The organism is Pseudomonas sp. PSKL.D1 (assembly GCF_028898945.1).
Classification (GTDB): domain Bacteria; phylum Pseudomonadota; class Gammaproteobacteria; order Pseudomonadales; family Pseudomonadaceae; genus Aquipseudomonas.
Map to the genome: position 1 here is coordinate 1,706,041 of NZ_CP118607.1, position 23,330 is coordinate 1,729,370.

General features: G+C 63.0%; 21 protein-coding genes. All 21 read left to right on the top strand.

The genetic code is table 11. From position 1 onward, the window contains the following. The first annotated feature begins 127 nt into the window (after nt 1–127). The 21 genes from rfbF to fliI all read left to right on the top strand — a co-directional run bounded on the left by rfbF (nt 128) and on the right by fliI (nt 23,329). On the top strand, nt 128–901 hold the full coding sequence (rfbF, locus tag PVV54_RS07525; RefSeq protein ID WP_274909323.1) for a glucose-1-phosphate cytidylyltransferase: 774 nt from the start codon (nt 128–130) through the stop codon (nt 899–901). Continuing rightward, complete coding sequence (rfbG, locus tag PVV54_RS07530) at nt 883–1,965, top strand: CDP-glucose 4,6-dehydratase (RefSeq protein ID WP_274909324.1); 1,083 nt, start codon at nt 883–885, stop codon at nt 1,963–1,965. Before rfbF ends, rfbG begins: the two co-directional genes overlap by 19 nt. Continuing rightward, nucleotides 1,962–2,522: a dTDP-4-dehydrorhamnose 3,5-epimerase family protein gene (locus PVV54_RS07535; protein ID WP_274909325.1), complete on the top strand. Its 561-nt coding sequence runs from the start codon at nt 1,962–1,964 to the stop codon at nt 2,520–2,522. Before rfbG ends, PVV54_RS07535 begins: the two co-directional genes overlap by 4 nt. Continuing rightward, nucleotides 2,519–3,745, top strand: a complete 1,227-nt coding sequence (locus tag PVV54_RS07540) for a class I SAM-dependent methyltransferase (protein WP_274909326.1) — start codon at nt 2,519–2,521, stop codon at nt 3,743–3,745. The genes PVV54_RS07535 and PVV54_RS07540 overlap by 4 nt, the downstream gene beginning before the upstream one ends. Further along, nucleotides 3,742–4,620, top strand: a complete 879-nt coding sequence (locus PVV54_RS07545) for an NAD-dependent epimerase/dehydratase family protein (RefSeq protein WP_274909327.1) — start codon at nt 3,742–3,744, stop codon at nt 4,618–4,620. Before PVV54_RS07540 ends, PVV54_RS07545 begins: the two co-directional genes overlap by 4 nt. A gap of 33 nt (nt 4,621–4,653) precedes the next feature. Further along, on the top strand, nt 4,654–5,391 hold the full coding sequence (locus PVV54_RS07550) for a cephalosporin hydroxylase family protein (RefSeq protein WP_274909328.1): 738 nt from the start codon (nt 4,654–4,656) through the stop codon (nt 5,389–5,391). A 36-nt stretch (nt 5,392–5,427) separates the two neighbouring features. After that, on the top strand, nt 5,428–8,355 hold the full coding sequence (locus PVV54_RS07555; protein WP_274909329.1) for a TIGR00180 family glycosyltransferase: 2,928 nt from the start codon (nt 5,428–5,430) through the stop codon (nt 8,353–8,355). A 262-nt stretch (nt 8,356–8,617) separates the two neighbouring features. Then, nucleotides 8,618–9,553 carry a ketoacyl-ACP synthase III gene (locus tag PVV54_RS07560; protein ID WP_274909330.1) on the top strand — a complete coding sequence of 312 codons (936 nt, stop codon included), beginning with the start codon at nt 8,618–8,620 and terminating at the stop codon, nt 9,551–9,553. Nucleotides 9,554–9,804: 251 nt separating this feature from the next. Beyond that, on the top strand, nt 9,805–10,656 hold the full coding sequence (locus PVV54_RS07565; protein WP_274909331.1) for a flagellin domain-containing protein: 852 nt from the start codon (nt 9,805–9,807) through the stop codon (nt 10,654–10,656). A gap of 71 nt (nt 10,657–10,727) precedes the next feature. Next, nucleotides 10,728–11,102, top strand: a complete 375-nt coding sequence (locus tag PVV54_RS07570) for a flagellar protein FlaG (protein ID WP_274909332.1) — start codon at nt 10,728–10,730, stop codon at nt 11,100–11,102. 73 nt (nt 11,103–11,175) lie between these two features. Continuing rightward, a complete protein-coding gene (gene fliD / locus PVV54_RS07575; RefSeq protein WP_274910403.1) occupies nt 11,176–12,579 on the top strand; it encodes a flagellar filament capping protein FliD in 1,404 nt (467 codons plus the stop codon). Nucleotides 12,580–12,712: 133 nt separating this feature from the next. Continuing rightward, nucleotides 12,713–13,108 carry a flagellar export chaperone FliS gene (fliS, locus tag PVV54_RS07580; RefSeq protein WP_274909333.1) on the top strand — a complete coding sequence of 132 codons (396 nt, stop codon included), beginning with the start codon at nt 12,713–12,715 and terminating at the stop codon, nt 13,106–13,108. A 15-nt stretch (nt 13,109–13,123) separates the two neighbouring features. Further along, nucleotides 13,124–13,420, top strand: a complete 297-nt coding sequence (locus PVV54_RS07585; RefSeq protein ID WP_274909334.1) for a flagellar protein FliT — start codon at nt 13,124–13,126, stop codon at nt 13,418–13,420. Nucleotides 13,421–13,586: 166 nt separating this feature from the next. Further along, nucleotides 13,587–15,062 (top strand): transcriptional regulator FleQ, encoded by a 1,476-nt coding sequence (gene fleQ, locus PVV54_RS07590; RefSeq protein ID WP_274909335.1) that lies wholly within the window; start codon nt 13,587–13,589, stop codon nt 15,060–15,062. A gap of 193 nt (nt 15,063–15,255) precedes the next feature. Further along, the gene (locus PVV54_RS07595) at nt 15,256–16,473 is read left to right on the top strand and encodes a sensor histidine kinase (protein WP_274909336.1); all 1,218 of its coding nucleotides are present in this window, start codon (nt 15,256–15,258) and stop codon (nt 16,471–16,473) included. Then, nucleotides 16,473–17,843, top strand: coding sequence for a sigma-54-dependent transcriptional regulator (locus PVV54_RS07600; protein ID WP_274909337.1), 1,371 nt, complete (start codon nt 16,473–16,475; stop codon nt 17,841–17,843). Before PVV54_RS07595 ends, PVV54_RS07600 begins: the two co-directional genes overlap by 1 nt. Before the next feature lie 105 nt (nt 17,844–17,948). Further along, nucleotides 17,949–18,281: a flagellar hook-basal body complex protein FliE gene (gene fliE, locus PVV54_RS07605; protein ID WP_274909338.1), complete on the top strand. Its 333-nt coding sequence runs from the start codon at nt 17,949–17,951 to the stop codon at nt 18,279–18,281. A 15-nt stretch (nt 18,282–18,296) separates the two neighbouring features. Further along, nucleotides 18,297–20,075 carry a flagellar basal-body MS-ring/collar protein FliF gene (gene fliF / locus PVV54_RS07610; protein WP_274909339.1) on the top strand — a complete coding sequence of 593 codons (1,779 nt, stop codon included), beginning with the start codon at nt 18,297–18,299 and terminating at the stop codon, nt 20,073–20,075. Further along, a complete protein-coding gene (gene fliG / locus PVV54_RS07615) occupies nt 20,068–21,087 on the top strand; it encodes a flagellar motor switch protein FliG (protein WP_274909340.1) in 1,020 nt (339 codons plus the stop codon). The genes fliF and fliG overlap by 8 nt, the downstream gene beginning before the upstream one ends. Before the next feature lie 126 nt (nt 21,088–21,213). Continuing rightward, nucleotides 21,214–21,978, top strand: coding sequence for a flagellar assembly protein FliH (fliH, locus tag PVV54_RS07620; RefSeq protein ID WP_274909341.1), 765 nt, complete (start codon nt 21,214–21,216; stop codon nt 21,976–21,978). Further along, entirely contained in the window at nt 21,968–23,329 is a 1,362-nt protein-coding gene (gene fliI / locus PVV54_RS07625) for a flagellar protein export ATPase FliI (protein ID WP_274909342.1), read from the top strand. The genes fliH and fliI overlap by 11 nt, the downstream gene beginning before the upstream one ends. Nucleotide 23,330 lies beyond the last annotated feature (1 nt).

Genomic DNA, 23,330 nt, shown 5'->3' on the forward strand with positions numbered 1-23,330 from the left:
CCTACAGGAATTGCGGCAGCTGCGTCGGAAAACACAAACATTGGCGCACTTCCTGCAATACCCATCGATATCGCCATAAATCCTTCACCCTGGCGGCTCCGGGGGCGCGAAGTACATGAGGAAATCGATGAAGGCAGTCATTCTGGCGGGTGGGCTCGGCACGCGGATCAGCGAAGAGTCGCACCTCAAGCCCAAACCGATGATCGAGATCGGTGGCAAGCCAATTCTTTGGCACATCATGAAGCAGTACTCGGCGCATGGTATCCATGACTTCGTGATCTGCCTGGGGTACAAGGGCTACGCGATCAAGGACTTCTTCGCCAACTACTTCCTGCACACCTCGGACGTCACCTTCGACATGCGCGCCAACCGCATGGACGTGCACCAGAACTACAGCGAGCCATGGCGCGTGACGCTGGTCGACACCGGCGAGGACACCATGACCGGTGGCCGCCTGCGCCGTGTGGCACGCTACGTCGAGGACGACGAGGCGTTCTGCTTCACCTACGGCGACGGTGTGTCCGACATCAACATCGGCGCGCTGGTCGACTTCCACCTCGGCCACGGCAAGCTGGCCACGGTCACCGCCGTGCAACCGCCGGGGCGTTACGGTGCCTTGCAGCGCGAAGGTAACCTGGTGCGTGGCTTCAGCGAAAAACCACGGGGCGATGGCGGCTGGATCAACGGTGGCTTCTTTGTGCTGTCACCCAAGGTTATCCCCTACATCGCCGCCGACGCCACGCCATGGGAGGCCGAGCCGTTGATGACCCTCGCCGAACAAGGGCACTTGATGTCGTTCGAGCACGACGGCTTCTGGCACCCGATGGATACCCTGCGTGACAAGAACCACCTGGAACAGCTGTGGAGCACCGGGGAGGCCCCATGGAAGCAGTGGGCCTGAGCCCCGCCTTCTGGGCTGGCAAGCGCGTTCTGGTCACCGGCCACACCGGCTTCAAAGGCAGTTGGCTGACGCTGTGGTTGCAGAGCCTTGGCGCGCAGGTCACAGGCTTTGCCCTGAATCCTTCGACCGAGCCGAGCCTGTTCGAACTGGCGCGGGTGGGCGAAGGCATTGATGACCGGCGCGGTGACGTGCGTGACCTGGGCGTGCTGCTGGAACTGGTCGCCGAGACGCAGCCGGAAATCGTCCTGCACCTGGCGGCGCAGCCCTTGGTGCGTGAAGGCTACCGCGACCCACTGGGCACCTACTCGACCAATGTCATGGGCACGCTCAACCTGCTCGAAGCCATCCGCCAGGTAGGTGGTGTGCGCGCCTGCGTGGTGGTCACCACCGACAAGGTGTATGCCAACCAGGAATGGGACTGGCCGTACCGTGAAAATGAAGCGCTGGGCGGGCACGACCCGTACAGCAGCAGCAAGGCGTGCTGCGAAATACTGGCGCAATCCTACGCAGCCTCGTTTTTCCCGCCGGAGCGCTTCGCCGAGCATGGGCTGAGCCTGGCCACGGCGCGCGCTGGCAACGTGCTTGGCGGTGGCGACTTTTCGCCTGAGCGGCTGATCCCGGACGTGCTCAAGGCCTGGTCCGGCGAAGAGCCGGTGACATTGCGCTTCCCGCAGGCCGTACGGCCCTGGCAGCATGCGCTGGAGCCACTGGCAGGTTACCTGCTGCTGGCTGCCGGGTTGTACGAGCAGGGGCAGCGCTTTGCCGGCGCGTGGAACTTCGGCCCCGGTGAAGACGACATGTGCAGCGTGGGTGAAGTGGTGCAGTTGCTGGCCAGCCAATGGCCGCAGGCGCCGGGTGTCAACTTCCAGAAAAGCGACATGCACGAAGCCGGGCTGCTGCGCCTGGACAGCTCGCGGGCCCGCCACTTGTTGGGCTGGCGCCCGCGCTGGACGCTGCACGAATGCCTGGAACGCACCCTCGGCTGGCACCTGGCCTGGCGCAAGGGCATGGACATGCGCGCCGTCAGTCTGACCCAGTTGAGCCTGTATCAGGAGTCTTTGTGAGCCAGTACACCTTGCACCCTTTGCCGCTGCAAGGCCTGGCGCGGGTCGAGCATCGCCGCCAGGCGGATGCCCGTGGCGCCTTCTCGAGGCTGTATTGCGAAGACAGCCTGGAGCGCTTTGGCGCGCCGTTCCATATCCGCCAGATCAACCGTTCGCTGACCCGTGAGCGCGGTAGCGTGCGCGGCCTGCACTACCAGGCCGGGCCGCAGCCGGAAAGCAAGTACATCACCTGCCTGCAAGGCGAGGTGTGGGACGTGGTGGTCGACTTGCGCGCCGGTTCGCCCACGTTCCTGCACTGGCACGCCGAACACCTGAAAGCCGGGGAGGGCAGCAGCTTGCTGGTGCCGGCCGGTTTCGCCCATGGCTTTCAGGCATTGAGCGACGATGCCGAGTTGCTTTACCTGCACAGCGCCGACTACGCACCGGAATACGAAGGAGGCCTGTCGGTGCTCGACCCGCGCCTGGCCATCGAATGGCCGTTGCCTGTCATCAACCTCTCGGCCCGGGACCAGATGCACCCCGGGCTGGACGAACGCTTTACCGGAGTGACCGTATGAATTGCCGAGGTTGCGGCAGTGCCTTGCACCTGCCATTGATCGATCTGGGTACATCGCCACCTTCCAATGCCTATCTGCGCCCCGAGCAACTGGCCGAGGCCGAGCAGTGGGTGCCGCTGAAAGTGGCGGTGTGCGAGCAGTGCTGGCTGGTGCAGACCGAAGACTACACCCGCGCCGAGCAGTTGTTCGATGCCGACTACGCGTACTTCAGTTCTTACTCCAGCACCTGGCTTGCCCACGCCGAGGCGTATGTTGCGCGCATGGTCGCGCGCTTTGGCCTGACCGCGGACAGCCGCGTGGTGGAGATCGCGGCAAACGATGGCTACTTGCTGCAGTACGTGGCCGCGCGCGGTATCCCGTGCCTGGGCGTGGAGCCGACCCGCAGCACCGCCGAGGCCGCGCGCGCCAAAGGCCTGCAGATCCGCGAAGTGTTCTTTGGCCGAGAGGTGGCGCAAGGGCTGGTGGCAGAGGGCTGGAGTGCCGACCTGATGGCGGCCAACAATGTCCTCGCCCACGTGCCGGACATCAACGATTTCCTTGGCGGTTTTGCCACGCTGCTCAAGCCTGAGGGCGTGGCGACATTCGAATTTCCGCACCTGCTCTCACTGATGGCAGACCACCAGTTCGACACGCTTTACCACGAGCACTATTCGTACCTGTCGCTGACTGCAGTGCAGACGCTTTGCCAGCGCAATGGCCTGGAAGTCTTCGATGTCGAGGAACTGACCACCCATGGCGGTTCGCTGCGCGTGTTCGTGCAGCGTGCCGACGGCGAGCGGCGTGCAGTGCAACCTGCTGTCGCCGACCTGTTGGCGCTGGAGGAATCAGTGGGTGTGCGCACCGCTGATTTCTACGCAACCCTTGCTCCCGCCGCCGAGCGCATCAAGCTGCAGTTGCTGCGGTTCCTGCTCGATGCCAAGGCTGCCGGCAAGCGGGTAGTCGGTTATGGTGCCGCCGCCAAAGGCAACACCTTGCTCAACTACGCGGGGGTGAAGGCCGACCTGCTGGCCTGGGTGGCCGACGCCAACCCGCACAAACAAGGCAAGTACTTGCCGGGTAGCCGCATCCCGATCGTGGCGCCCGAGCAATTGCAGCACGAAAAGCCGGACTACGTGCTGGTGCTGCCCTGGAACCTGCTGCGCGAAGTCAGCGAACAGCAGGGTGCCATTCGTGAATGGGGCGGGCAGTTCGTGATCGCGGTACCCGAGTTGACCGTGCTATGACCGCTTTGCATGTGCTGGTGACCGGTGCCAGCGGTTTCGTCGGCCGCCACCTGGTGGCCGAGTTACTGGCCCGTGGTTGCCGCGTGCGCGCCTTGGCGCGTGACATGGCGCGTGCGCGCAACCTGCCATGGTTCGACCAGGTGCAGTGGGTAGCCGGCGACATCCAGCAGGCGGATGCCGGGCAGGTTGCCAGCTGGGCCGACGGCATCGACGCGCTGGCACACCTGGCCTGGCCCGGCTTGCCCAACTATCAGGCGCTGTTTCATCTGGAGCAGAACCTGATGGCCGATTACCACTTCATCAAGCATGCCGTGCAGGCGGGTGTGCCGCAGGTGCTGGTGACCGGCACCTGCTTCGAATATGGCATGCAGAGCGGGCCGCTGGACGAACACTGCCCGGCGCACCCGGCCAACCCATACGGCCTGGCCAAGCACAGCCTGCATCAGTTTCTTCAGGCGCTGCAGCTTCATCACCCCTTCACCCTGCAATGGGCGCGGCTGTTCTACCTGCATGGCGAGGGGCAGAACCCCAACAGCCTGCTGGCAGCACTCGACCGGGCGATTGACAGCGGTGCCGCGGCGTTCGACATGTCTGCCGGCGAACAGCTGCGCGACTTCCAGCCAATTACCGAAGCCGCCAGCCAATTGGCCGGCCTGCTGCACTGCCGGGGCTTCTCCGGGGTGGTGAACTGTGCCAGCGGGCGGCCAACCGCCGTGCGCAGCCTTGTCGAGCAACGGCTGCGCGAGCGCGGCGCCGAGCTGCACCTGAACCTTGGCCATTACGGCTACCCGGCCCACGAACCCATGGCGTTCTGGGCGGTGACCGACCGTTTGCAACACCTGCTGCAATCCACTGCCGAGCCCTCGCGCCAGTAGCGCTGTGGGCCAACACTTTTCAAGAGGCTGCACATGAGCGACAAAACGCCACAACACGCATTCGCCGAAGAATGCCAGGCCGAGATCCTGGCCCAGGGCAACGACGCCGCACTGTGCGAGCTGGCCCAGACCTTTTACAACGAATCGGCCAGGCACAAGTACACCTACCACTTCAGCTGGATGGGCCGCCCGATCATCCAGTTGCCTCAGGACATGGTCGCCATGCAGGAGCTCATCTGGAAGCTCAAGCCTGACCTGATCATCGAATGCGGCATCGCCCACGGCGGCTCGATCATCTACTACGCGTCGATGATGGAGCTGGTAGGGCACGGTGAAGTGCTCGGCATCGATCGGGATATCCGCGCGCACAACCGCGAGGCCATCGAGAGCCACCCGATGTTCAAGCGCATCAGCATGATCGAAGGCTCCAGCATTGACCCTGCCGTCGTCGAGCAGGTGCGTGGCCTGGCTGAAGGTAAAAAAGTCATGGTCGTGCTTGATTCCAACCACACCCACGAGCATGTGCTGGCTGAGCTGCGCGCATACGCGCCACTGGTGTCGAAGGACTGCTATTGCGTGGTGATGGACACCGTGGTCGAAGACATGCCTGCGGATGCCTTCCCGGACCGCCCGTGGGGTGTGGGCGACAACCCGCGTACCGCCGTGTGGGCTTACCTGAAGGAAACCGAGGATTTTGTCATTGATGCCGAAATCCACGACAAACTGCTGATCACCGTCGCGCGTGATGGCTACCTGCGCCGCGTGCGCTGAACCACCGAAACAGCCGGACAACGGGCAGGAATAACTATGCAGGCTCATGCGCAGCACCCGAGCGATACCTCGCTCAAGGATCGTCTCACCCTGGTGGTGATTACCCACAATCGCCCGGCCTTCTTGCGCCGCGCCTTGTATTTTTACCGCAATTACCCGGCGACTATCCTGGTGCTGGACTCGTCGGTCGAGGCGGATGACGCAGTCGCACGCGAATTCCCGCAGGTCGATTACCGCCACCTGCCGCAGTTTTCCTATGCGGGGCTGCAAGACAAGCTGACCTATGGCGTGAACGAAGTGCGCACCCCGTTCATGACCTTTGCGGCGGTGGATGACTTCCTGCTGCACGACGGCATGACCCGTTCGGTGGAGTTCCTCGAACAGAACCCCGACTACGGCGTGTGCCATGGTTACGGCATGATGTACCTGGGGCGCGGTACCCAGGTGGACTTCTACAAGCGTGACAACATCGTCCAGGAAGACTACTGCGCCGAGCAGCCCGAGCAGCGCCTGATCGAATTCATGGGGCAGTTCCTGCCGCCGTTTTACGCGGTGACCCGCACCGACCTGTTGCAGCAGTGGTATGGCCTGCTGCCGCCAGGCACCAACTTCGAATGGCAGGAAATCGGCCATACCTTCTACCTGCTGGCCAATGCCAAGGCGCGGATCCTGCCGATCCCGTACGCTGTGCGCGAGGCCAACTACGGCGGCTCCGAGCACAATACCAACGTGCTGACGGTGCTGGCCCTGCAGGACGAGAAGTCGCGCCAGGGGCGCGAGGCGTTTGCTGAGTTTCTGGCGTCCATCCCCACCGCGCTGAGCGTGCGGGGCGCAGATGAGGTCAAGCGCATTGCCCTGGAGAGCTTCAAGGCAATGGCGGAAGGCCTGCTGACCGGCCGGGCATTGCAGGGCTGCGTGATCGTGCGTTCCCACTGGAAGCTGCCAGAAGCCAAGCCGCGGCGTATTTTTGGCGAACACCAGTTCGTCGAGTTGCCGTTCTACAACAAGCCGATGTTCGACTTGCTGGCCGAATTCGAATTCCTGATTCACACCATGCCGGCGGGCCGTCAGCAACTGATCGAGCTGGAGCCGATCCTGTTGCGCCAATGGCAGCTGATGCAGGTCAACGCCAACGACGATGCCCGTACCCTGCGTAGCCGCTTGTGGGAAGCCTTGACCCTCAGCCCGTTCAACCGCACCGTGGTGCAGCGCCTGCTGGCCTCCCTGGAAGAAGCCGGTGACGAAGCCGAAGCGGCGCCGTTGCGCGGTTGGTTGCAACAGCTCGAGTCGGTACCGTGCTACGACAGCCAGGCACTGCTCGACAGCCTGCCGTCAGGGCAACTGCTCAAATGGCTGAAGGCCCGGGAGCCGGATGCCGGCCAGGCCCGTCAAGCCGCCCAGCGACTGGCGCAGCATCAGGGTGGCCCAAGCTTCGGCATCCTGCTGCTCGACCTTGAGGCCGACATGGCCAAGCTGCAGGATACCTTCGACAGTTTGATGAGCGGTTACGCGCGCGCCTTCAAGGTTGTTGTGCTCACCACTGGCGAGCTGCCAGCGGTGACCCGGCCTCAGCAGACCGTGCATTTTGTGAAGGTGACCCAGCAGGATTACGTTCAGCGCATGAACGAAGCGGCCCGTCAGATGGAAACCGACTGGGTGATGCTGGCCGAAAGCGGCGATCGCTTCACGGCCACCGGTTTGCTGCGCGCGGGCCTGGAGTTGCTGGGCGTGGATGGCGTGCGTGCGGTGGCCATGGACGAACTGCACGTCCAGGCCGATGGCTCGCTGCGTGAAGTGCTGCGCCCGGGCGTGAACCTGGACCTGCTGCAGAGCGTGCCGGGCTGGATGGCGCGCCATTGGCTGGTGCGTCGCGATCTGTGGCTTGAGGTCGGCGGTTTTGACTCGCGTTACCCGCAGGCCCTGGAGTTCGACCTGTTGCTGCGCCTTATCGGCGAGGCTGGTATGGCCGGCCTGGCCCACTTGGCCGAACCGCTGTTGATCAGCAAAGCCCCGGGTAACGATCGGCATGACCAGGAGCGTACGGTGCTGGCCCACCATGTTGCCCAGCGTGGCTACAACGCATCGGTGGGTTCGGCTCACCCGGGTACACTGCAGATCGATTACCGGCACCAGGAGCGGCCGGCCGTGTCGATCGTGCTGCATTGCCAGGACAACTTCGAAGCGTTGCAGGCGTGCATGGTCAGCGTGATCCAGCGCACCCGTTATCAGAACCACGAAATTCTGGTTGCAGACAACGCCAGCCGCTCGCCCGAGCTGCGCGACTGGCTGGGCAGCCTGCAGGCAGCAGGCGACCGGGTGCGGGTGATCCGCAGCGAGCAGCCGCTGGCGCCAGCGGCCATGCTCAACCTGGCCTTTGGGCAGGCCCGTGGCGAGTATCTGGTTATGCTCGACAGCGCCGCCGAAGTGCTCAATGCCAACTGGATCGAGGGCTTGCTAAACCAGGCCCAGCGCCCGGAAGTGGGCGTGGTGGGGGGCAAGCTGCTCGGGGCCGATGGCAAGGTCGTCGAAGCCGGGCTGGTGCTGGCCGGGCGAGCCGGCGTGCGCGCAGCGTTTGCCGGTGAGGCCAAGGATGCGCCTGGCTACCTGCAGCGGTTGCAGGTGGAGCACGGCGTTTCGGCCGTGTCGGGCTGCATCATGCTGCGCGCTGAGCTGTTGCGCAGTGCCGGTGGGCTCGACGAGCAGGCGCCGAGCGTGCGTGCGGCGCAGGTCGACCTGTGCCTGCAGGCGGCCGCCGCTGGCCTGCTGGTGGTCTGGACGCCGCAGGCGCAGGTGGTGCGCCACGGCAGTGTCAGCGATGACGCGATGGCGTGCGCGCAGATGCGCGAGCGCTGGGCGCAGGCTTTGGCGCAAGATGCTTGCTACAACGCCAACCATCGCAGCGACGGCAAGCTGTTCAGCCTTGACCTGGCTGGCCGTGTCGAGTGGCAGGCACTTATCGCCTGACATCGCTGTCAGTTGCGTTCAAAGCCATGACCGCCTCTCGGCGGTCATGGCTTTTTTGCAGGTGCGTTCGGTGGCGTTTGTCGATTCGACAAAAAGAGCGTGACTTGAGAGTCAGAACGCGCATCTTCACTGTATATTGTCGAAACCGGGAACCGCCACGTCGCCCCGGGCAAGCCGTCAGGGATCGGACTTACCGTATCGCCTGGCGTTTTGCCGTTCCGACCGTGGTGGGTATTTCGCTGTTACTGAATTGGGAAGCCATATGATTGGCATTAAAAGCATCGCCAGTTACGTGCCGACTGAAGGCGTGGACAACTACGCCCAGGGCGCGAAATTCGGCAAGGATCAGGATTTCATCTTCGGCAAGATCGGCTCCACCTTCTTGCCGCGCAAGGAAGCTGCCCAGGAAACCTCCGACCTGTGCGTCGAGGCTGCCAGGAACCTGTTCGCTGCCAATCCATCGCTGGACCCGGCATCCATCGATGCCGTGATCGTGGTCACCCAGAACGGTGACGCCGAAGGCTTGCCACACACCGCGGCCATCGTGCAGCACAAGCTGGGCCTGTCGACCGCCATTGCCGCCTTCGATATTTCGCTGGGCTGCTCGGGCTATGTGTACGGGCTTTACGCCATGAAGGGCTTCATGGAAGCCGCCGGCCTGAAAAACGGCCTGCTGATCACTGCCGACCCGTATTCGAAGATCGTCGACCCCGAAGACCGCAACACCACCATGCTGTTCGGCGACGCCGCTACCGCCACCTGGATGGGCGAGGGCGCCACCTGGCAGCTGGGCAAATCGCTGTTCGGCAGTGACGGGGCGGGGGCGGAGCATTTGCGCACCACCGACGGCAAGTTCTTCATGAATGGCCGCCAGGTCTACAACTTTGCCCTGGTGAAGGTGCCGGCGCACCTGCAGCAGCTGCTTGAGACCAGTGAGTTGCAGGCGGATGACATCGACCTGTACTGCCTGCATCAAGGCAGCGCGGCGATTGTCGAAGCCGTTTCGCAGCGCTTCATTGAAGGCGAGCACAAGCAGAAGTTCGTCAAGGACATGGTCGAGACCGGCAATACCGTGTCGTCGAGCATTCCGCTGCTGCTGGAAAAGCACGTGCTCGGTTCGCAGCACAAGCGTGTTGCCCTCAGTGGTTTTGGTGTGGGCCTGTCCTGGGGCTCGGCAATCATCGAGCGCCGTGACTGACCGTTCATCGCCCTGCTGGATAGCGCCGCCTCCGGGCGGCGTTTTCTTTTCTATTCTGCACAGAGCTGGCGCCTGTAATCTGGCGTCAACTCCTTGATTTCATTGGGCTGGCAGGATGCCAGCAAAATTTTTCGAAAAACCGCTAAAGAAACCCGCCCTGACGAAGATAACTATTACGAAGGTTCTCTGTGCCACACCCGGCGAATTGCCAAGGCCGGAAGCCGTAGTACCCAACTTACGAGGAATTCGTCATGGCTTTGACCGTTAACACCAACACCACCTCTCTGGGCGTTCAGAAAAACCTGAACCGTGCTTCCGACGCACTCAGCACTTCGATGACCCGTCTGTCCTCCGGCCTGAAAATCAACAGCGCCAAAGACGACGCCGCCGGCCTGCAGATCGCTACCCGCATGACCTCGCAGATCCGTGGCCAGACCATGGCTATCAAGAACGCCAACGACGGTATCTCCATCGCCCAGACCGCTGAAGGCGCGATGCAAGAGCAGACCAACATCCTGCAGCGTATGCGTGAACTGGCAGTTCAGGCTCGAAACGACTCCAACAGCACCGAAGACCGCGAAGCGCTGAACAAAGAATTCGCGCAAATGTCGGACGAGCTGACTCGTATCGCCAACTCCACTCAGCTGAACGGCAAGAACCTGCTGGACGGTTCTGCTGGTGTCCTGACCTTCCAGGTTGGTTCGAACTCCGGTGCAGACAACCAGATCAGCATCAGCCTGGACAGCGGTTTCGACGCTGCTACCCTGAGCGTTGACTCGGCCACCATCGCCATCACCGGTTCGACTTCCGACGAAGCCGAAGCCAGCATGAACGCTGCTCTGGACGCCATCGACGCCGCTCTGCAAACCATCAACACCACCCGTGCCGACCTGGGTGCTTCGCAGAACCGTCTGACCAGCACCGTCAACAACCTGCAGAACATCAACGAGAACGCCGAAGCCGCTCGTGGCCGTGTACAGGACACCGACTTCGCTGCTGAAACTGCCCAGCTGACCAAGCAGCAGACCCTGCAGCAAGCTTCGACTTCGGTTCTGGCCCAGGCCAACCAGCTGCCATCCGCTGTACTGAAGCTGCTTCAGTAATCGCTGATGGTGACCGGCGGGGGGGTGCACATGAGGCGCTTCCCCGCCTTTTCGTTGCGAGGTGGTAAGCCATGGACATGAGCGTAAAGTTGAATTTGTCCTACCCGACTGCTCGGCCGACCGAACCGGTTGGCGACAAGCCGGTTTCCCGCTCGGCCGACTCCGTGCGTAGCAGTGATACGCTGGAACCTCAGGCGGTCAGCGCTGCCGAAAAAGGTACCGATGCCGAGAAGGTCAAGCAGGCCGTATCGGATATCGAGAAGTTTCTAAGTTCAAGCCGACGCAATCTGGAATTCTCCACGGACGAAGAATCCGGCAAGATTGTCGTCAAGGTCATCGCCAGCGAAACCGGCGAGCTGATCCGGCAACTGCCCTCGGAAGAGGCGTTGCGAATTGCTCACAGCCTGAGCGATGTCAACAGTCTTTTGTTCGACGCCAAGGTCTGACCGGCGGCGAAGTATTCAAAGGTTCATGCCAGCCCTGCAGGAGTGGGGCGGGCGGTCCAAAAAGAGGGATTAACTGATGGCGACCCTAGTTTCCAGTATCGGCCAAGGCACCGGGCTGAATATTACCGACATGGTGTCGGCGTTGGTCACTGCTGACACTGCGGCCAAAAAAGCGCAGATCACTCGGCAGACCAGCAACAACACCGCGATGATTTCGGGCGTGGGTTCGCTGCGCAGTGCCCTCACGGCGTTTCAGGACGCCATGAAAAAACTCAATGACAGCAGCGCGCCGTCGTTCAACGCCTATGCGGCAAAGTCGGCCAACGAAGCGGTTGTCAAAGTCACCTCTGGCAACACGGCCGTGGCGGGTAGCTACAGCATTGTCGTCAACCAGTTGGCCACGGGCTCCAAGGTTGCCAGCCAGGCGTTTGCGGGGGGCTCTACCTCCGCAATCAGTGCAGGCGAGCTGACGGTTTCCCAGGGGGCAAACAGCTGGAAGGTGAATGTCGCCAGCGGCGCCACCCTCGAAAGCGTGCGCGACCAGATCAACAAGGAACTGGGCGTTCAAGGGGTGTCGGCCAACATTATCAATGGTGAGGGTGGGGCACGTCTGGTGCTCAGTTCCACCACCACTGGCGCGGGTTCAGACTTGTCGGTTTCCGGTATCTCCGAATTGGCGATCGATGGTACGACCAAGATGACCGGCACGGGGGCCGGTTACATCACCGACCTGGCCAAAGATGCCGAGCTGACAATTGATGGCCTGACGGTCACCAGCTCGAAGAACACCATCGACAACGCCATCAGCGGCATGAAGCTGGAGCTCACGGGCGTCAGTGCCTCGGCTACCAGTGCTACCCAGATTACAGTGGAGGCAGACAACACCGGGCTGCAAACCTCCATCCAGGCCTTCGTCGATGCCTACAACACCCTGCAGAAGACCATCACGTCGCTGACCACGACCTCGCGCGACAGTGATGACAACCTGGTGCTTGGCCCGCTGACCAACGACCCCACCACGCGTTCGCTGCTGGGTGATATTCGCAAGGTGTTGTCCGAGGTGGGCGCGGGTGATCAGCTGACCAGCTTGAGCCAGTTGGGTATCAACACCACGAAAGACGGCACCCTGGAGTTCAACACCACCAAGTTCACGACGGCGATGAATGACAAGAAGCTGGGTGCCGAGGTGCAGGAGCTGTTCACCGGTACCAACGGCATCTTCGAGCGCATGAACAAGGCCATCGACCCGTATAACGCGACCGATGGCAGCCTGGCCACCCGCAAGGCCAACCTGGACAAGATCGCCAAGAACCTGGCCGACCAGCAGACCGCGCTGGACCGCCGCACCGAGTCGCTCACCGAATCGCTGACCAAGAAATTCGTGGCGATGGACACGGCGGTGGCCAAGCTCAACGCCCAGGCCGACCAGATCAAGTCGGTGTTCGACGCCCTCGAAGCGCAGGCCAAGAACTCCTGATTCGCACGCGGCGACAAAAGCCCGGCGGCGCCCTCTGGACGCCCCGGGCTTTTTGCTTTGCCGCTAAAGTTTTTTGACGTGCCGACGATACACAGGGTACAAGCAACCTTTTTCGCTGCAACGAGGTAGATTCATGAACCCGATGTTGGCCCTTCGGCAGTACCAGAAAGTCAATGGCGTGGCCCAGACGTCCGAGGCCAGCCCGCACCGTCTGGTGCAGATGCTGATGCAGGGCGGCCTTGATCGCATGGCCCAGGCCAAGGGCGCCATTGCGCGCCAGGACGTCGCCCAGAAGGGCATCCTGATCGGCAAGGCGATCGACATCATCGGCGGCCTGCGCGAAGGCCTGGACCTGGAAAACCACGCCGAAAGCCTGGCCGAACTGGACAGCCTGTACACCTACATGAGCCGCCGCCTGGTCGAAGCCAACGTCAAAAGCGACCCGGCCATCATCGATGAAGTGGCGCGCCTGCTGATTACCGTCAAGGAAGGTTGGGACGCCATCGGCGACCCATCGTCGGCTTCCTGAGCCAAGGAGCATGACATGAGCGATGTACTCGTCCGTATCGAGCAGACCCGGCAGTTACTGCTGGATGCGCTTGCAACCCGTAACTGGGATGCAGTGGGCGAACTGGACCTGGAATGCCGCCTGCGCATCAGTGATTTGCTGGCTGATGCCCAGGGTAACGTCGTTGAGGTGCGCGACAGCCTGGAGCAATTGCTGGACGTTTACCGCCAGTTAATCGAGGCTGCAAGTGGCGAGCGTCAAACAATAGTCGACGAGATGACACAAATCCGTCAGGCGAAAAACGCCGCCAAGGTATACCATCTGTTCAGTTGAACCACGAATCTGTAAAGATATGCGCGCCATTAATTTGACTGCGCACATTTTTTTGACTTTACTAGTGGCTGTTTTCGAAATTCAGACGTCCGAACACTGACCATTCAGTCGGAATGATGTCGAGCTCGCCATATGGCGCCGATATGACTAGGGAAGTTGCTATTGCATGTGGCGTGAAACCAAGATTCTCCTGATCGATGACGACAGCGCCCGCCGCCGCGATCTGGCGGTGGTCCTGAACTTTCTCGGCGAAGAAAACCTCCCGTGCTCCAGCCAGGACTGGCAGCAAGCGGTAGAAGGGCTGTCTTCGAGTCGCGAAGTGCTCTGCGTGCTGATCGGTACCGTAAATGCCTCAGGCGGAGTGCTCGGGCTGCTTAAGACAGTGGCTGGGTGGGATGAGTTCCTCCCCGTGCTGATGATTGGTGAAATTTCTTCCGTGGAGTACCCGGAAGAGCTTCGCCGTCGCGTACTGGCCAGCCTGGAAATGCCGCCGAGCTACAGCCAGCTGCTCGATTCGCTGCACCGTGCCCAGGTCTACCGTGAAATGTACGACCAGGCCCGCGAGCGCGGCCGCCAGCGCGAGCCCAACCTGTTCCGCAGCCTGGTGGGCACCAGCCGTGCCATCCAGCATGTGCGGCAGATGATGCAGCAGGTGGCCGATACCGACGCCAGCGTGCTGATTCTGGGTGAGTCCGGCACTGGCAAAGAGGTGGTGGCGCGCAACCTGCACTATCACTCCAAGCGCCGCGAAGCGCCGTTCGTGCCAGTGAACTGCGGCGCGATCCCGGCCGAGCTGCTGGAAAGCGAACTGTTCGGCCATGAAAAGGGCGCCTTCACCGGGGCCATCACCAGCCGTGCCGGGCGTTTCGAGCTGGCCAACGGCGGTACGCTGTTCCTCGACGAGATCGGCGACATGCCGTTGCCGATGCAGGTCAAGCTGCTGCGCGTGCTGCAGGAGCGTACCTTCGAGCGTGTGGGCAGCAACAAGACTCAGAGCATTGATGTGCGCATCATTGCCGCGACCCATAAAAACCTCGAGACCATGATCGAGGACGGCACCTTCCGCGAAGACTTGTACTACCGCCTTAACGTGTTCCCCATCGAAATGGCGCCGCTGCGTGAGCGGGTGGAGGACATTCCGCTGCTGATGAACGAGCTGATTTCGCGCATGGAGCACGAAAAGCGCGGCTCGATCCGCTTCAACTCCGCCGCGATCATGTCGCTGTGCCGCCACGGCTGGCCGGGCAACGTTCGCGAGCTGGCCAACCTGGTGGAGCGCATGGCGATCATGCATCCGTACGGGGTGATCGGCGTTTCCGAGCTGCCGAAGAAATTCCGCTACGTTGACGATGAAGACGAGCAATTGGTCGACAGCCTGCGCAGCGACCTGGAAGAGCGCGTGGCCATCAACGGCCATGCGCCGAACTTCTCCAGCCACGCCATGCTGCCGCCTGAAGGCCTGGACCTGAAGGATTACCTCGGCAGCCTGGAGCAGGGCCTGATCCAGCAGGCGCTGGACGATGCCAACGGTATCGTGGCTCGGGCGGCTGAACGTTTGCGTATTCGCCGTACCACGCTGGTGGAGAAGATGCGCAAGTACGGCATGAGCCGGCAGGGCGGTGAGGATCAGGCCGAGGATTGAGCGCCGCTGTGCGGCGCATCGCGGATAAATCCGCTCCTACAAAGGAATGCGATCCCCTGTAGGAGCGGATTCATCCGCGAGCGGCGCTCGATCTACCAGGCAGCAACAATTCCAACCCAAACCCCGGCACGGCTATTGCTACACCGCTCTCACCACACCGTTTTTATGACGGTCAGCCACGCGAGAGAGCACGATGCCCCAGGCCGCCCATCCGTCCCGAGCCCTTGATCCACAGGGGCGCCTCCCCGTCGAGCAGGAAAGCCGGCAGGGGCTTGAGCAGGCATTCGCCCTGTTCAATCAGGTATCCAGCCAGCTCAACCAGTCCTACAGCATGCTCGAGGCGCGCGTCAGCGAACTCAAGGGCGAGTTGGCGGTGGTCGGCGCCCAGCGCATGGCCGAGCTCAACGAGAAAGAACGCCTGGCCAACCGCCTGCAAAACCTGCTCGACCTGTTGCCCGGCGGCGTTATCGTCATTGATGACCAAGGCTTGGTGCGCGAAGCCAACCCCGCTGCCTGCGAACTGCTCGGCGAGCCCTTGGTCGGCCAGCTATGGCGCCAGGTCATTGCCCGCAGCTTCGCCCCGCGTGAGGATGACGGGCACGAAGTGTCGCTGCGTGACGGCCGCCGCTTGTCCATCGCCACCCGTTCGCTGGATGCCGAGCCCGGCCAGTTGGTGCTGCTCAACGACCTGACTGAAACCCGTCGCCTGCAGGGCCAGCTGGCGCGGCATGAGCGCTTGTCTTCGTTGGGCCGCATGGTCGCGTCGCTGGCGCACCAGATCCGTACGCCGCTGTCCGCGGCCATGCTCTACGCCAGCCATCTGGCTGACGATGAACACGAACTCGCGCCACAAACCCGTCAGCGTTTTGCCAGCAGCCTCAAGGAGCGCTTGCACGAGCTGGAGCACCAGGTGCGCGACATGCTGGTGTTTGCCCGTGGCGAGCTGCCGCTGGGTGACCGGCTGACCCCAAAAGGATTGTTCCAGGCGCTGCAGCAGGCCGCTCAAGCCCATGTTCAGGGGCACGCCGTGCGCTGGCAGTGCGACACCCACCTGGGTGAGTTGCTGTGCAACCGTGACACCTTGGTCGGTGCTTTGCTCAACCTGATCGAAAATGCCCTGCAGGCCAGCGAGGGTGCTGCGCGGGTGAAGGTGCACCTGTACCGCCGTGGCTGCACCCTGCACCTGTGCGTCAGTGATGCTGGCAGTGGCATCGCCCCCGAACTGCTGAGCCGCCTGGGTGAGCCGTTCCTGACGACCAAGGCGACGGGCACCGGGCTTGGCCTTGCAGTGGTCAAGGCGGTGGTGCGTGCCCATCAGGGCCAGATGCGCCTGCGCTCGAAGGTCGGGCGCGGCACCTGTGTCAGCGTGCAGTTGCCGCTGATCGACGGCCAGCCTGCGGAGGTTGTGTGATGGCGATCAAGGTGCTGCTGGTCGAGGACGACCGCGTCTTGCGTCAGGCCTTGGGCGATACCCTGGAGATCGGCGGCTTTGCCTATCACGCGGTCGGCAGTGCCGAAGAGGCGTTGCAGGCGGTGGCAGGCGAGGCGTTCAGCCTGGTTGTCAGTGACGTGAACATGCCGGGCATGGACGGCCACCAGTTGCTGGCGCAGCTGCGCCGCCTCCACCCGCAATTGCCTGTGTTGCTGATGACAGCGCACGCCGCCGTGGAGCGTGCCGTGGAGGCCATGCGCCAAGGCGCGGCGGATTACCTGGTGAAGCCGTTCGAGCCCAAGGCGCTGTTGAGCCTGGTCGAGCGCCATGCCGCCGGGCGTGTGACCGGTGACGAAGGGCCTGTCGCTTGCGAGCCTGCCAGCCGCCAGTTGCTGGAGCTGGCCGCCCGTGTGGCGCGCAGCGATTCCACGGTGCTCATTTCCGGAGAGTCGGGCACGGGCAAGGAAGTGCTGGCGCGTTACATTCACCAGCAATCGTCACGGGCAGCGCAGCCATTCGTGGCAATCAACTGTGCGGCAATCCCTGACAACATGCTCGAAGCCACCTTGTTCGGCCACGAAAAAGGCGCTTTTACCGGCGCCATTGCGGCTCAGGCGGGCAAGTTCGAACAGGCTGAGGGCGGCACTTTGCTGCTCGATGAAATTTCCGAAATGCCGTTGGGCCTGCAAGCCAAGTTGCTGCGGGTGCTGCAGGAGCGTGAAGTGGAGCGCGTGGGTGGTCGCAAGCCGATCCCGCTGGACATTCGCGTGCTGGCCACCACCAACCGCGACATGGCCGGTGAGGTGGCAGCGGGGCGTTTTCGTGAAGACCTGTTCTACCGCCTTTCGGTGTTCCCCCTGGCCTGGCAGCCGTTGCGCGAGCGCAGTGGCGACATTTTGCCGTTGGCCGAGCGCCTGCTGGCGCGCCATGTGGCCAAGATGAAGCATGCCCCGGTGCGCCTTTCTGCCGCTGCCCGTGCCTGCCTGCAGGCGCATGCCTGGCCGGGCAACGTGCGCGAGCTGGACAACGCGCTGCAGCGTGCGCTGATTCTGCAGCAGGGCGGGGTGATCGAAGCGGCGGATTTTTGTCTGGCTGGCGCCATTCCCTTGTCAACTACACCGATAACCACTGCATCGCCAGCATTGGTGGAAGAGGTTGCCGACACTGGCGGCCTGGGCGACGACATGCGTCGCCACGAGTTCCAGATGATCATCGACACCTTGCGTGCCGAGCGTGGGCGCCGCAAGGAGGCCGCCGAACGTTTGGGCATCAGCCCGCGTACGCTGCGTTACAAGCTGGCGCAGATGCGTGACGCGGGGCTTGATGTGGAGGCCAGCCTGTACGGCTGACACATCCTTTTGAATATTGATCGGGCGGGCTGGCACTCTTGTTGCTAGTTCAGGCTATCCGCCGCATGAGTGTCAAAAAAATGCGGCCGCCGGAGAGAGAAGTCCATGAGCCAAGGTGTTGAATTCAATCGTCTGATGTTGGACATGCGTGCCATGCAGGCCGAAGCCATGTCCGTGCCCAAGGCCACTGCCGCGCCCGAGTTGGCGCCGGGCCAGAGCACCTTTGCCGACATGCTCGGCCAGGCCATCGGCAAGGTGCATGAGACCCAGCAGGCGTCCACCCAACTGGCCAACGCCTTCGAAATTGGCAAGAGCGGTGTCGACCTGACCGACGTGATGATTGCTTCGCAAAAAGCCAGCGTGTCCATGCAGGCATTGACCCAGGTGCGCAACAAGGTTGTCCAGGCGTACCAGGACATCATGCAGATGCCGGTGTGAGGACGGACGTAGACCATGGCTGAAGCAGTCGTCGATAACGCCCCCGCCAAGAGTGGCTCGCCCGCGAGCAAGCCACCGCTGTTCGGTATGGCGTTTCTGGAAAACATCTCGCAGATGCCCATGCTGCGTCAGGTTGGCCTGCTGGTCGGCCTGGCCGCGAGCGTGGCAATCGGCTTTGCCGTGGTGCTGTGGTCGCAGCAGCCGGACTACCGCCCGCTGTACCCCAGCCTGACCGGCATGGACACCAAGCAGGTCATGGATACCCTGGCCGCTGCTGATATTCCCTACAACGTTGAGCCCAATTCCGGTGCTCTGCTGGTCAAGGCCGACGACCTCTCCCGTGCGCGCCTTAAACTTGCAGCTGCCGGTGTAGCGCCCAGCGATGGCAACGTAGGTTTCGAACTGCTCGACAAGGAGCAGGGCCTGGGCACCAGCCAGTTCATGGAGGCCACCCGGTACCGTCGCGGCCTGGAAGGTGAGCTGGCGCGTACGGTTTCCAGCCTGAACAACGTCAAGGCCGCCCGCGTGCACCTGGCCATCCCGAAAAGCTCGGTGTTCGTGCGTGATGAGCGCAAGCCCAGCGCCTCGGTACTGGTCGAACTGTACCCGGGCCGTGCGCTGGAAGCTGGCCAGGTGATGGCAATCGTCAACCTGGTGGCCACCAGCGTGCCAGAGCTGGACAAGTCGCAAGTGACCGTGGTCGACCAGAAGGGCAACTTGCTGTCCGACCAGTTGCAGGATTCGGCCATGACCATGGCCGGCAAGCAGTTCGACTACAGCCGCCGCATGGAAAGCCTGCTCACCCAGCGCGTGCACAACATCCTGCAGCCGGTGCTGGGCAACGACCGCTACAAGGCCGAAGTGTCTGCCGACCTGGACTTCAGCGCGGTCGAGTCGACCTCCGAACAGTTCAACCCCGACCAGCCTGCGCTGCGCAGCGAGCAGTCGGTCAACGAGCAGCGCTCCAGCAGCTCGGGCCCGCAAGGTGTGCCAGGTGCCTTGAGCAACCAGCCGCCGGCCGGTGCCGCTGCGCCTGAAAATGCCACCGCTGCCGCCCCGGCCGCCGGTGCCATTCAACCGGGCCAGCCTCTGGTGGATGCCAACGGCCAGCAAATCATGGACCCGGCCACCGGCCAGCCGATGCTTGCGCCGTACCCGGCCGACAAGCGCCAGCAAAGCACCAAGAACTTCGAGCTTGACCGCTCCATCAGCCACACCCGCCAGCAGCAAGGCCGCTTGAGCCGCCTGTCGGTGGCCGTGGTGGTCGATGACCAGGCCAAGGTCGACGCCAACGGCGAAACCACGCGTACCCCGTGGGCTGCCGAAGACCTGGCGCGCTTTACCCGCCTGGTGCAGGACGCGGTGGGCTTCGACGCCAGCCGTGGCGACAGCGTGACGGTCATCAACGTGCCGTTTGCCGCCGACCGTGGCGAAGTCATCGCCGACATCGCCTTCTACCAGCAGCCGTGGTTCTGGGACATCGTCAAGCAAGTGCTGGGTGTGCTGTTCATCCTGGTGCTGGTGTTTGGCGTGCTTCGCCCGGTGCTCAACAACATTACCGGCGGCGGCAAGCAGGCTGCTGCGACAGACAGCGACATGGAGCTGGGCGGGATGATCGGGCTGGATGGCGAAATGGCCAACGACCGTGTCAGCCTGGGTGGCCCGACAAGCATTCTGTTGCCAAGCCCGAGCGAGGGTTACGAGGCGCAGCTCAACGCAATCAAAGGCCTGGTGGCCGAAGACCCGGGCCGCGTGGCTCAGGTCGTGAAAGAGTGGATCAACGCCGATGAGTGACAATCGAGCCATTACCGCCAAGCTCAGCCGCGTCGACAAGGCGGCGATTCTTCTGCTGTCTTTGGGCGAGACCGACGCCGCCCAGGTGCTGCGGCACATGGGCCCGAAAGAAGTGCAGCGGGTGGGTGTGGCCATGGCGCAGATGGGCAATGTGCACCGCGAGCAGGTCGAGCAGGTGATGAGCGAGTTCGTCGAAATCGTCGGCGACCAGACCAGCCTGGGCGTGGGTTCCGATGGCTACATCCGCAAGATGCTCAACCAGGCCCTGGGCGAAGACAAGGCCAACGGCCTGATCGACCGCATTCTGCTCGGTGGCAACACCAGCGGCCTGGACAGCCTCAAGTGGATGGAGCCACGTGCCGTGGCCGACGTTATCCGCTACGAGCACCCGCAGATTCAGGCCATCGTGGTCGCTTACCTCGACCCTGACCAGGCAGGTGAAGTACTGAGCAATTTCGACCACAAAGTGCGCCTGGACATCATCCTGCGCGTGTCGTCGCTCAATACCGTGCAGCCAGCGGCGCTCAAAGAGCTGAACCAGATTCTGGAGAAGCAGTTCTCGGGCAACTCCAACGCCGCGCGCACCACTCTGGGTGGCATCAAGCGCGCAGCCGACATCATGAACTTCCTCGACAGCTCGGTGGAAGGTGCCCTGATGGACTCGATCCGCGAAGTCGACAGCGACCTGTCGGAGCAGATCGAAGACCTGATGTTCGTCTTCAACAACCTCGCCGACGTCGACGACCGCGGTATTCAGGCGCTGTTGCGCGAGGTTTCCTCCGATGTGCTGGTGGTGTCGCTCAAGGGCGCCGACGAGCGGGTCAAGGACAAGATCTTCAAGAACATGTCCAAACGTGCCTCCGAGCTGCTGCGCGACGACCTCGAGGCCAAGGGCCCGGTGCGCGTCAGCGACGTGGAGACCGCGCAGAAGGAAATCCTCACCATCGCTCGCCGCATGGCCGAGGCCGGCGAGATCGTGCTCGGCGGCAAGGGCGCCGAGGAAATGATCTGATCCAGCAGGCGTTCGGGCATGGTTGTGGGAGCGGCCTCGTGTCGCGATAGGGCCGCATGGCGGCCCCGGCAATTCCCACACTACGCGCAGTGCATCGCCTGCAGATGATTTTGAGTGCCAGAGACCATGTCCAGCAAAGAACACCACCCCAGCGACCTGATTCGCGCCCGCGACCTCGAAGGCGTCGACGTCTGGGCCTTGCCCAGCTTCGACCCCGAGCCGGAACCCGAGCCCGAGCCTGAGCCGGAAATCGTCGAGGAAGAGGTTGAGGAAGTGCCGCTGGAAGAAGTCCAGCCACTCACCCTTGAAGAACTCGAAGCCATCCGCCAGGAAGCCTACAACGAGGGTTTTGCCACCGGCGAGCGCGAAGGGTTTCACAGCACCCAGCTCAAGGTTCGCCAGGAGGCCGAGGAGGCGCTTGCCGCCAAGCTCGCCAGCCTTGAGCAGCTGATGGGCCACTTGCTCGACCCGATCGCCGAGCAGGACACGCAAATCGAAAAAACCGTGGTGCACCTGGTGGCGCACATGGCCCGCCAGGTAATTGGCCGCGAACTGCGCAGCGACTCCAGCCAGATCACCCAAGTACTGCGTGAAGCCCTCAAGCTGCTGCCCATGGGCGCAGACAACATTCGCATCCACCTCAACCCGCAGGATTTCGAACTGGCCAAAGCCCTGCGCGAGCGCCACGAAGAAAACTGGAAGCTGCTTGAGGATGACGCCCTGTTGCCCGGCGGTTGCCGCATCGAAACCGCCCACAGTCGCATCGACGCCACCATGGAAACCCGCATCGAAAAAGTCGTGACGCAGCTGTTCGACCAGCTCCACGACCAAGCCTTGCACCCGGCAGCGCCCGACATGACCGTCGAGCTGGAAGCCCAAGATGCGCCTTGACCGTACCAGCTTCGGCAAGCGCCTGGGCAGCTATGCCGAGGCCATCGAGCTGCCCGTGCAACCGGTGGTTGAAGGCCGCCTGCTGCGCATGGTCGGCCTGACCCTGGAAGCCGAAGGCCTGCGCGCCGCCGTGGGTGGGCGCTGCCTGGTGATCAACGACGACACTTACCACCCGGTGCAGGTCGAAGCCGAGGTGATGGGTTTTGCCGGCAATAAAGTGTTCCTGATGCCGGTGGGCAGCATCGCAGGCATCGCGCCGGGTGCGCGGGTGGTGCCGCTGGATGACAGCGGCCGCCTGCCCATGGGCATGAGCATGCTCGGCCGGGTGCTGGACGGCGCCGGGCGCGCGCTGGATGGCAAGGGCGGCATGAAAGCCGAAGACTGGGTGCCGATGGACGGGCCGATCATCAACCCGCTCAACCGCGACCCCATCAGCCAGCCGCTGGACGTGGGCATTCGCAGCATCAACGGCCTGCTCACAGTCGGCCGTGGCCAGCGCCTGGGCCTGTTCGCCGGTACTGGCGTGGGTAAATCGGTGTTGCTGGGCATGATGACGCGCTTTACCGAGGCCGAAATCATCGTGGTGGGGTTGATTGGCGAGCGGGGCCGCGAGGTGAAGGAATTCATCGAGCACATCCTGGGCGAAGAAGGGCTCAAGCGCTCCGTGGTAGTGGCATCGCCCGCGGATGACGCGCCCTTGATGCGTCTGCGCGCGGCCATGTATTGCACGCGCATTGCCGAGTACTTCCGTGACAAGGGCAAGAACGTGTTGCTGCTGATGGATTCGCTCACCCGTTTTGCCCAGGCCCAGCGGGAAATCGCCCTGGCCATCGGCGAACCGCCGGCCACGCGCGGCTACCCGCCTTCGGTGTTCGCCAAGCTGCCCAAGCTGGTGGAGCGTGCCGGTAACGGCGAGCCCGGTGGCGGCTCGATTACCGCGTTCTATACCGTGTTGTCCGAGGGTGACGACCAGCAGGACCCCATCGCCGACTCGGCGCGGGGGGTGCTCGACGGCCACTTCGTGCTGTCCCGGCGCCTGGCCGAAGAGGGTCATTACCCGGCCATCGACATCGAAGCCTCGATCAGCCGGGTCATGCCCCAGGTGGTCGACCCCGACCACCTGCGCCAGGCGCAGAAGTTCAAGCAGCTGTGGTCGCGCCTGTCGCAAAGCCGTGACCTGATCAGCGTTGGCGCCTATGTAGCTGGCGGCGACCCGGAAACCGACCTGGCCATTGCCCTGCAGCCCAAGCTGGTGGACTTCCTGCGCCAGGGGCTGGATGAAAACGTCGGCATGGGCCAGAGCCGACAACAGCTGGGCTCGATTTTCATGCCGCCGGCCAATGGCGGGTAAG

Bases quoted from the DNA above. Each gene is read 5' to 3' on its own strand.
- fliH (WP_274909341.1), top strand. From the start codon at position 21,214: ATGTCCAGCAAAGAACACCACCCCAGCGACCTGATTCGCGCCCGCGAC.
- fleQ (WP_274909335.1), top strand. From the start codon at position 13,587: ATGTGGCGTGAAACCAAGATTCTCCTGATCGATGACGACAGCGCCCGC.
- PVV54_RS07585 (WP_274909334.1), top strand. From the start codon at position 13,124: ATGAGCGATGTACTCGTCCGTATCGAGCAGACCCGGCAGTTACTGCTG.
- fliE (WP_274909338.1), top strand. From the start codon at position 17,949: ATGAGCCAAGGTGTTGAATTCAATCGTCTGATGTTGGACATGCGTGCC.
- PVV54_RS07570 (WP_274909332.1), top strand. From the start codon at position 10,728: ATGGACATGAGCGTAAAGTTGAATTTGTCCTACCCGACTGCTCGGCCG.
- PVV54_RS07600 (WP_274909337.1), top strand. From the start codon at position 16,473: ATGGCGATCAAGGTGCTGCTGGTCGAGGACGACCGCGTCTTGCGTCAG.
- fliI (WP_274909342.1), top strand. From the start codon at position 21,968: ATGCGCCTTGACCGTACCAGCTTCGGCAAGCGCCTGGGCAGCTATGCC.
- PVV54_RS07550 (WP_274909328.1), top strand. From the start codon at position 4,654: ATGAGCGACAAAACGCCACAACACGCATTCGCCGAAGAATGCCAGGCC.
- PVV54_RS07555 (WP_274909329.1), top strand. From the start codon at position 5,428: ATGCAGGCTCATGCGCAGCACCCGAGCGATACCTCGCTCAAGGATCGT.
- rfbF (WP_274909323.1), top strand. From the start codon at position 128: ATGAAGGCAGTCATTCTGGCGGGTGGGCTCGGCACGCGGATCAGCGAA.
- PVV54_RS07545 (WP_274909327.1), top strand. From the start codon at position 3,742: ATGACCGCTTTGCATGTGCTGGTGACCGGTGCCAGCGGTTTCGTCGGC.
- fliG (WP_274909340.1), top strand. From the start codon at position 20,068: ATGAGTGACAATCGAGCCATTACCGCCAAGCTCAGCCGCGTCGACAAG.
- rfbG (WP_274909324.1), top strand. From the start codon at position 883: ATGGAAGCAGTGGGCCTGAGCCCCGCCTTCTGGGCTGGCAAGCGCGTT.
- PVV54_RS07560 (WP_274909330.1), top strand. From the start codon at position 8,618: ATGATTGGCATTAAAAGCATCGCCAGTTACGTGCCGACTGAAGGCGTG.
- fliF (WP_274909339.1), top strand. From the start codon at position 18,297: ATGGCTGAAGCAGTCGTCGATAACGCCCCCGCCAAGAGTGGCTCGCCC.
- PVV54_RS07595 (WP_274909336.1), top strand. From the start codon at position 15,256: ATGCCCCAGGCCGCCCATCCGTCCCGAGCCCTTGATCCACAGGGGCGC.
- fliS (WP_274909333.1), top strand. From the start codon at position 12,713: ATGAACCCGATGTTGGCCCTTCGGCAGTACCAGAAAGTCAATGGCGTG.
- PVV54_RS07565 (WP_274909331.1), top strand. From the start codon at position 9,805: ATGGCTTTGACCGTTAACACCAACACCACCTCTCTGGGCGTTCAGAAA.
- PVV54_RS07540 (WP_274909326.1), top strand. From the start codon at position 2,519: ATGAATTGCCGAGGTTGCGGCAGTGCCTTGCACCTGCCATTGATCGAT.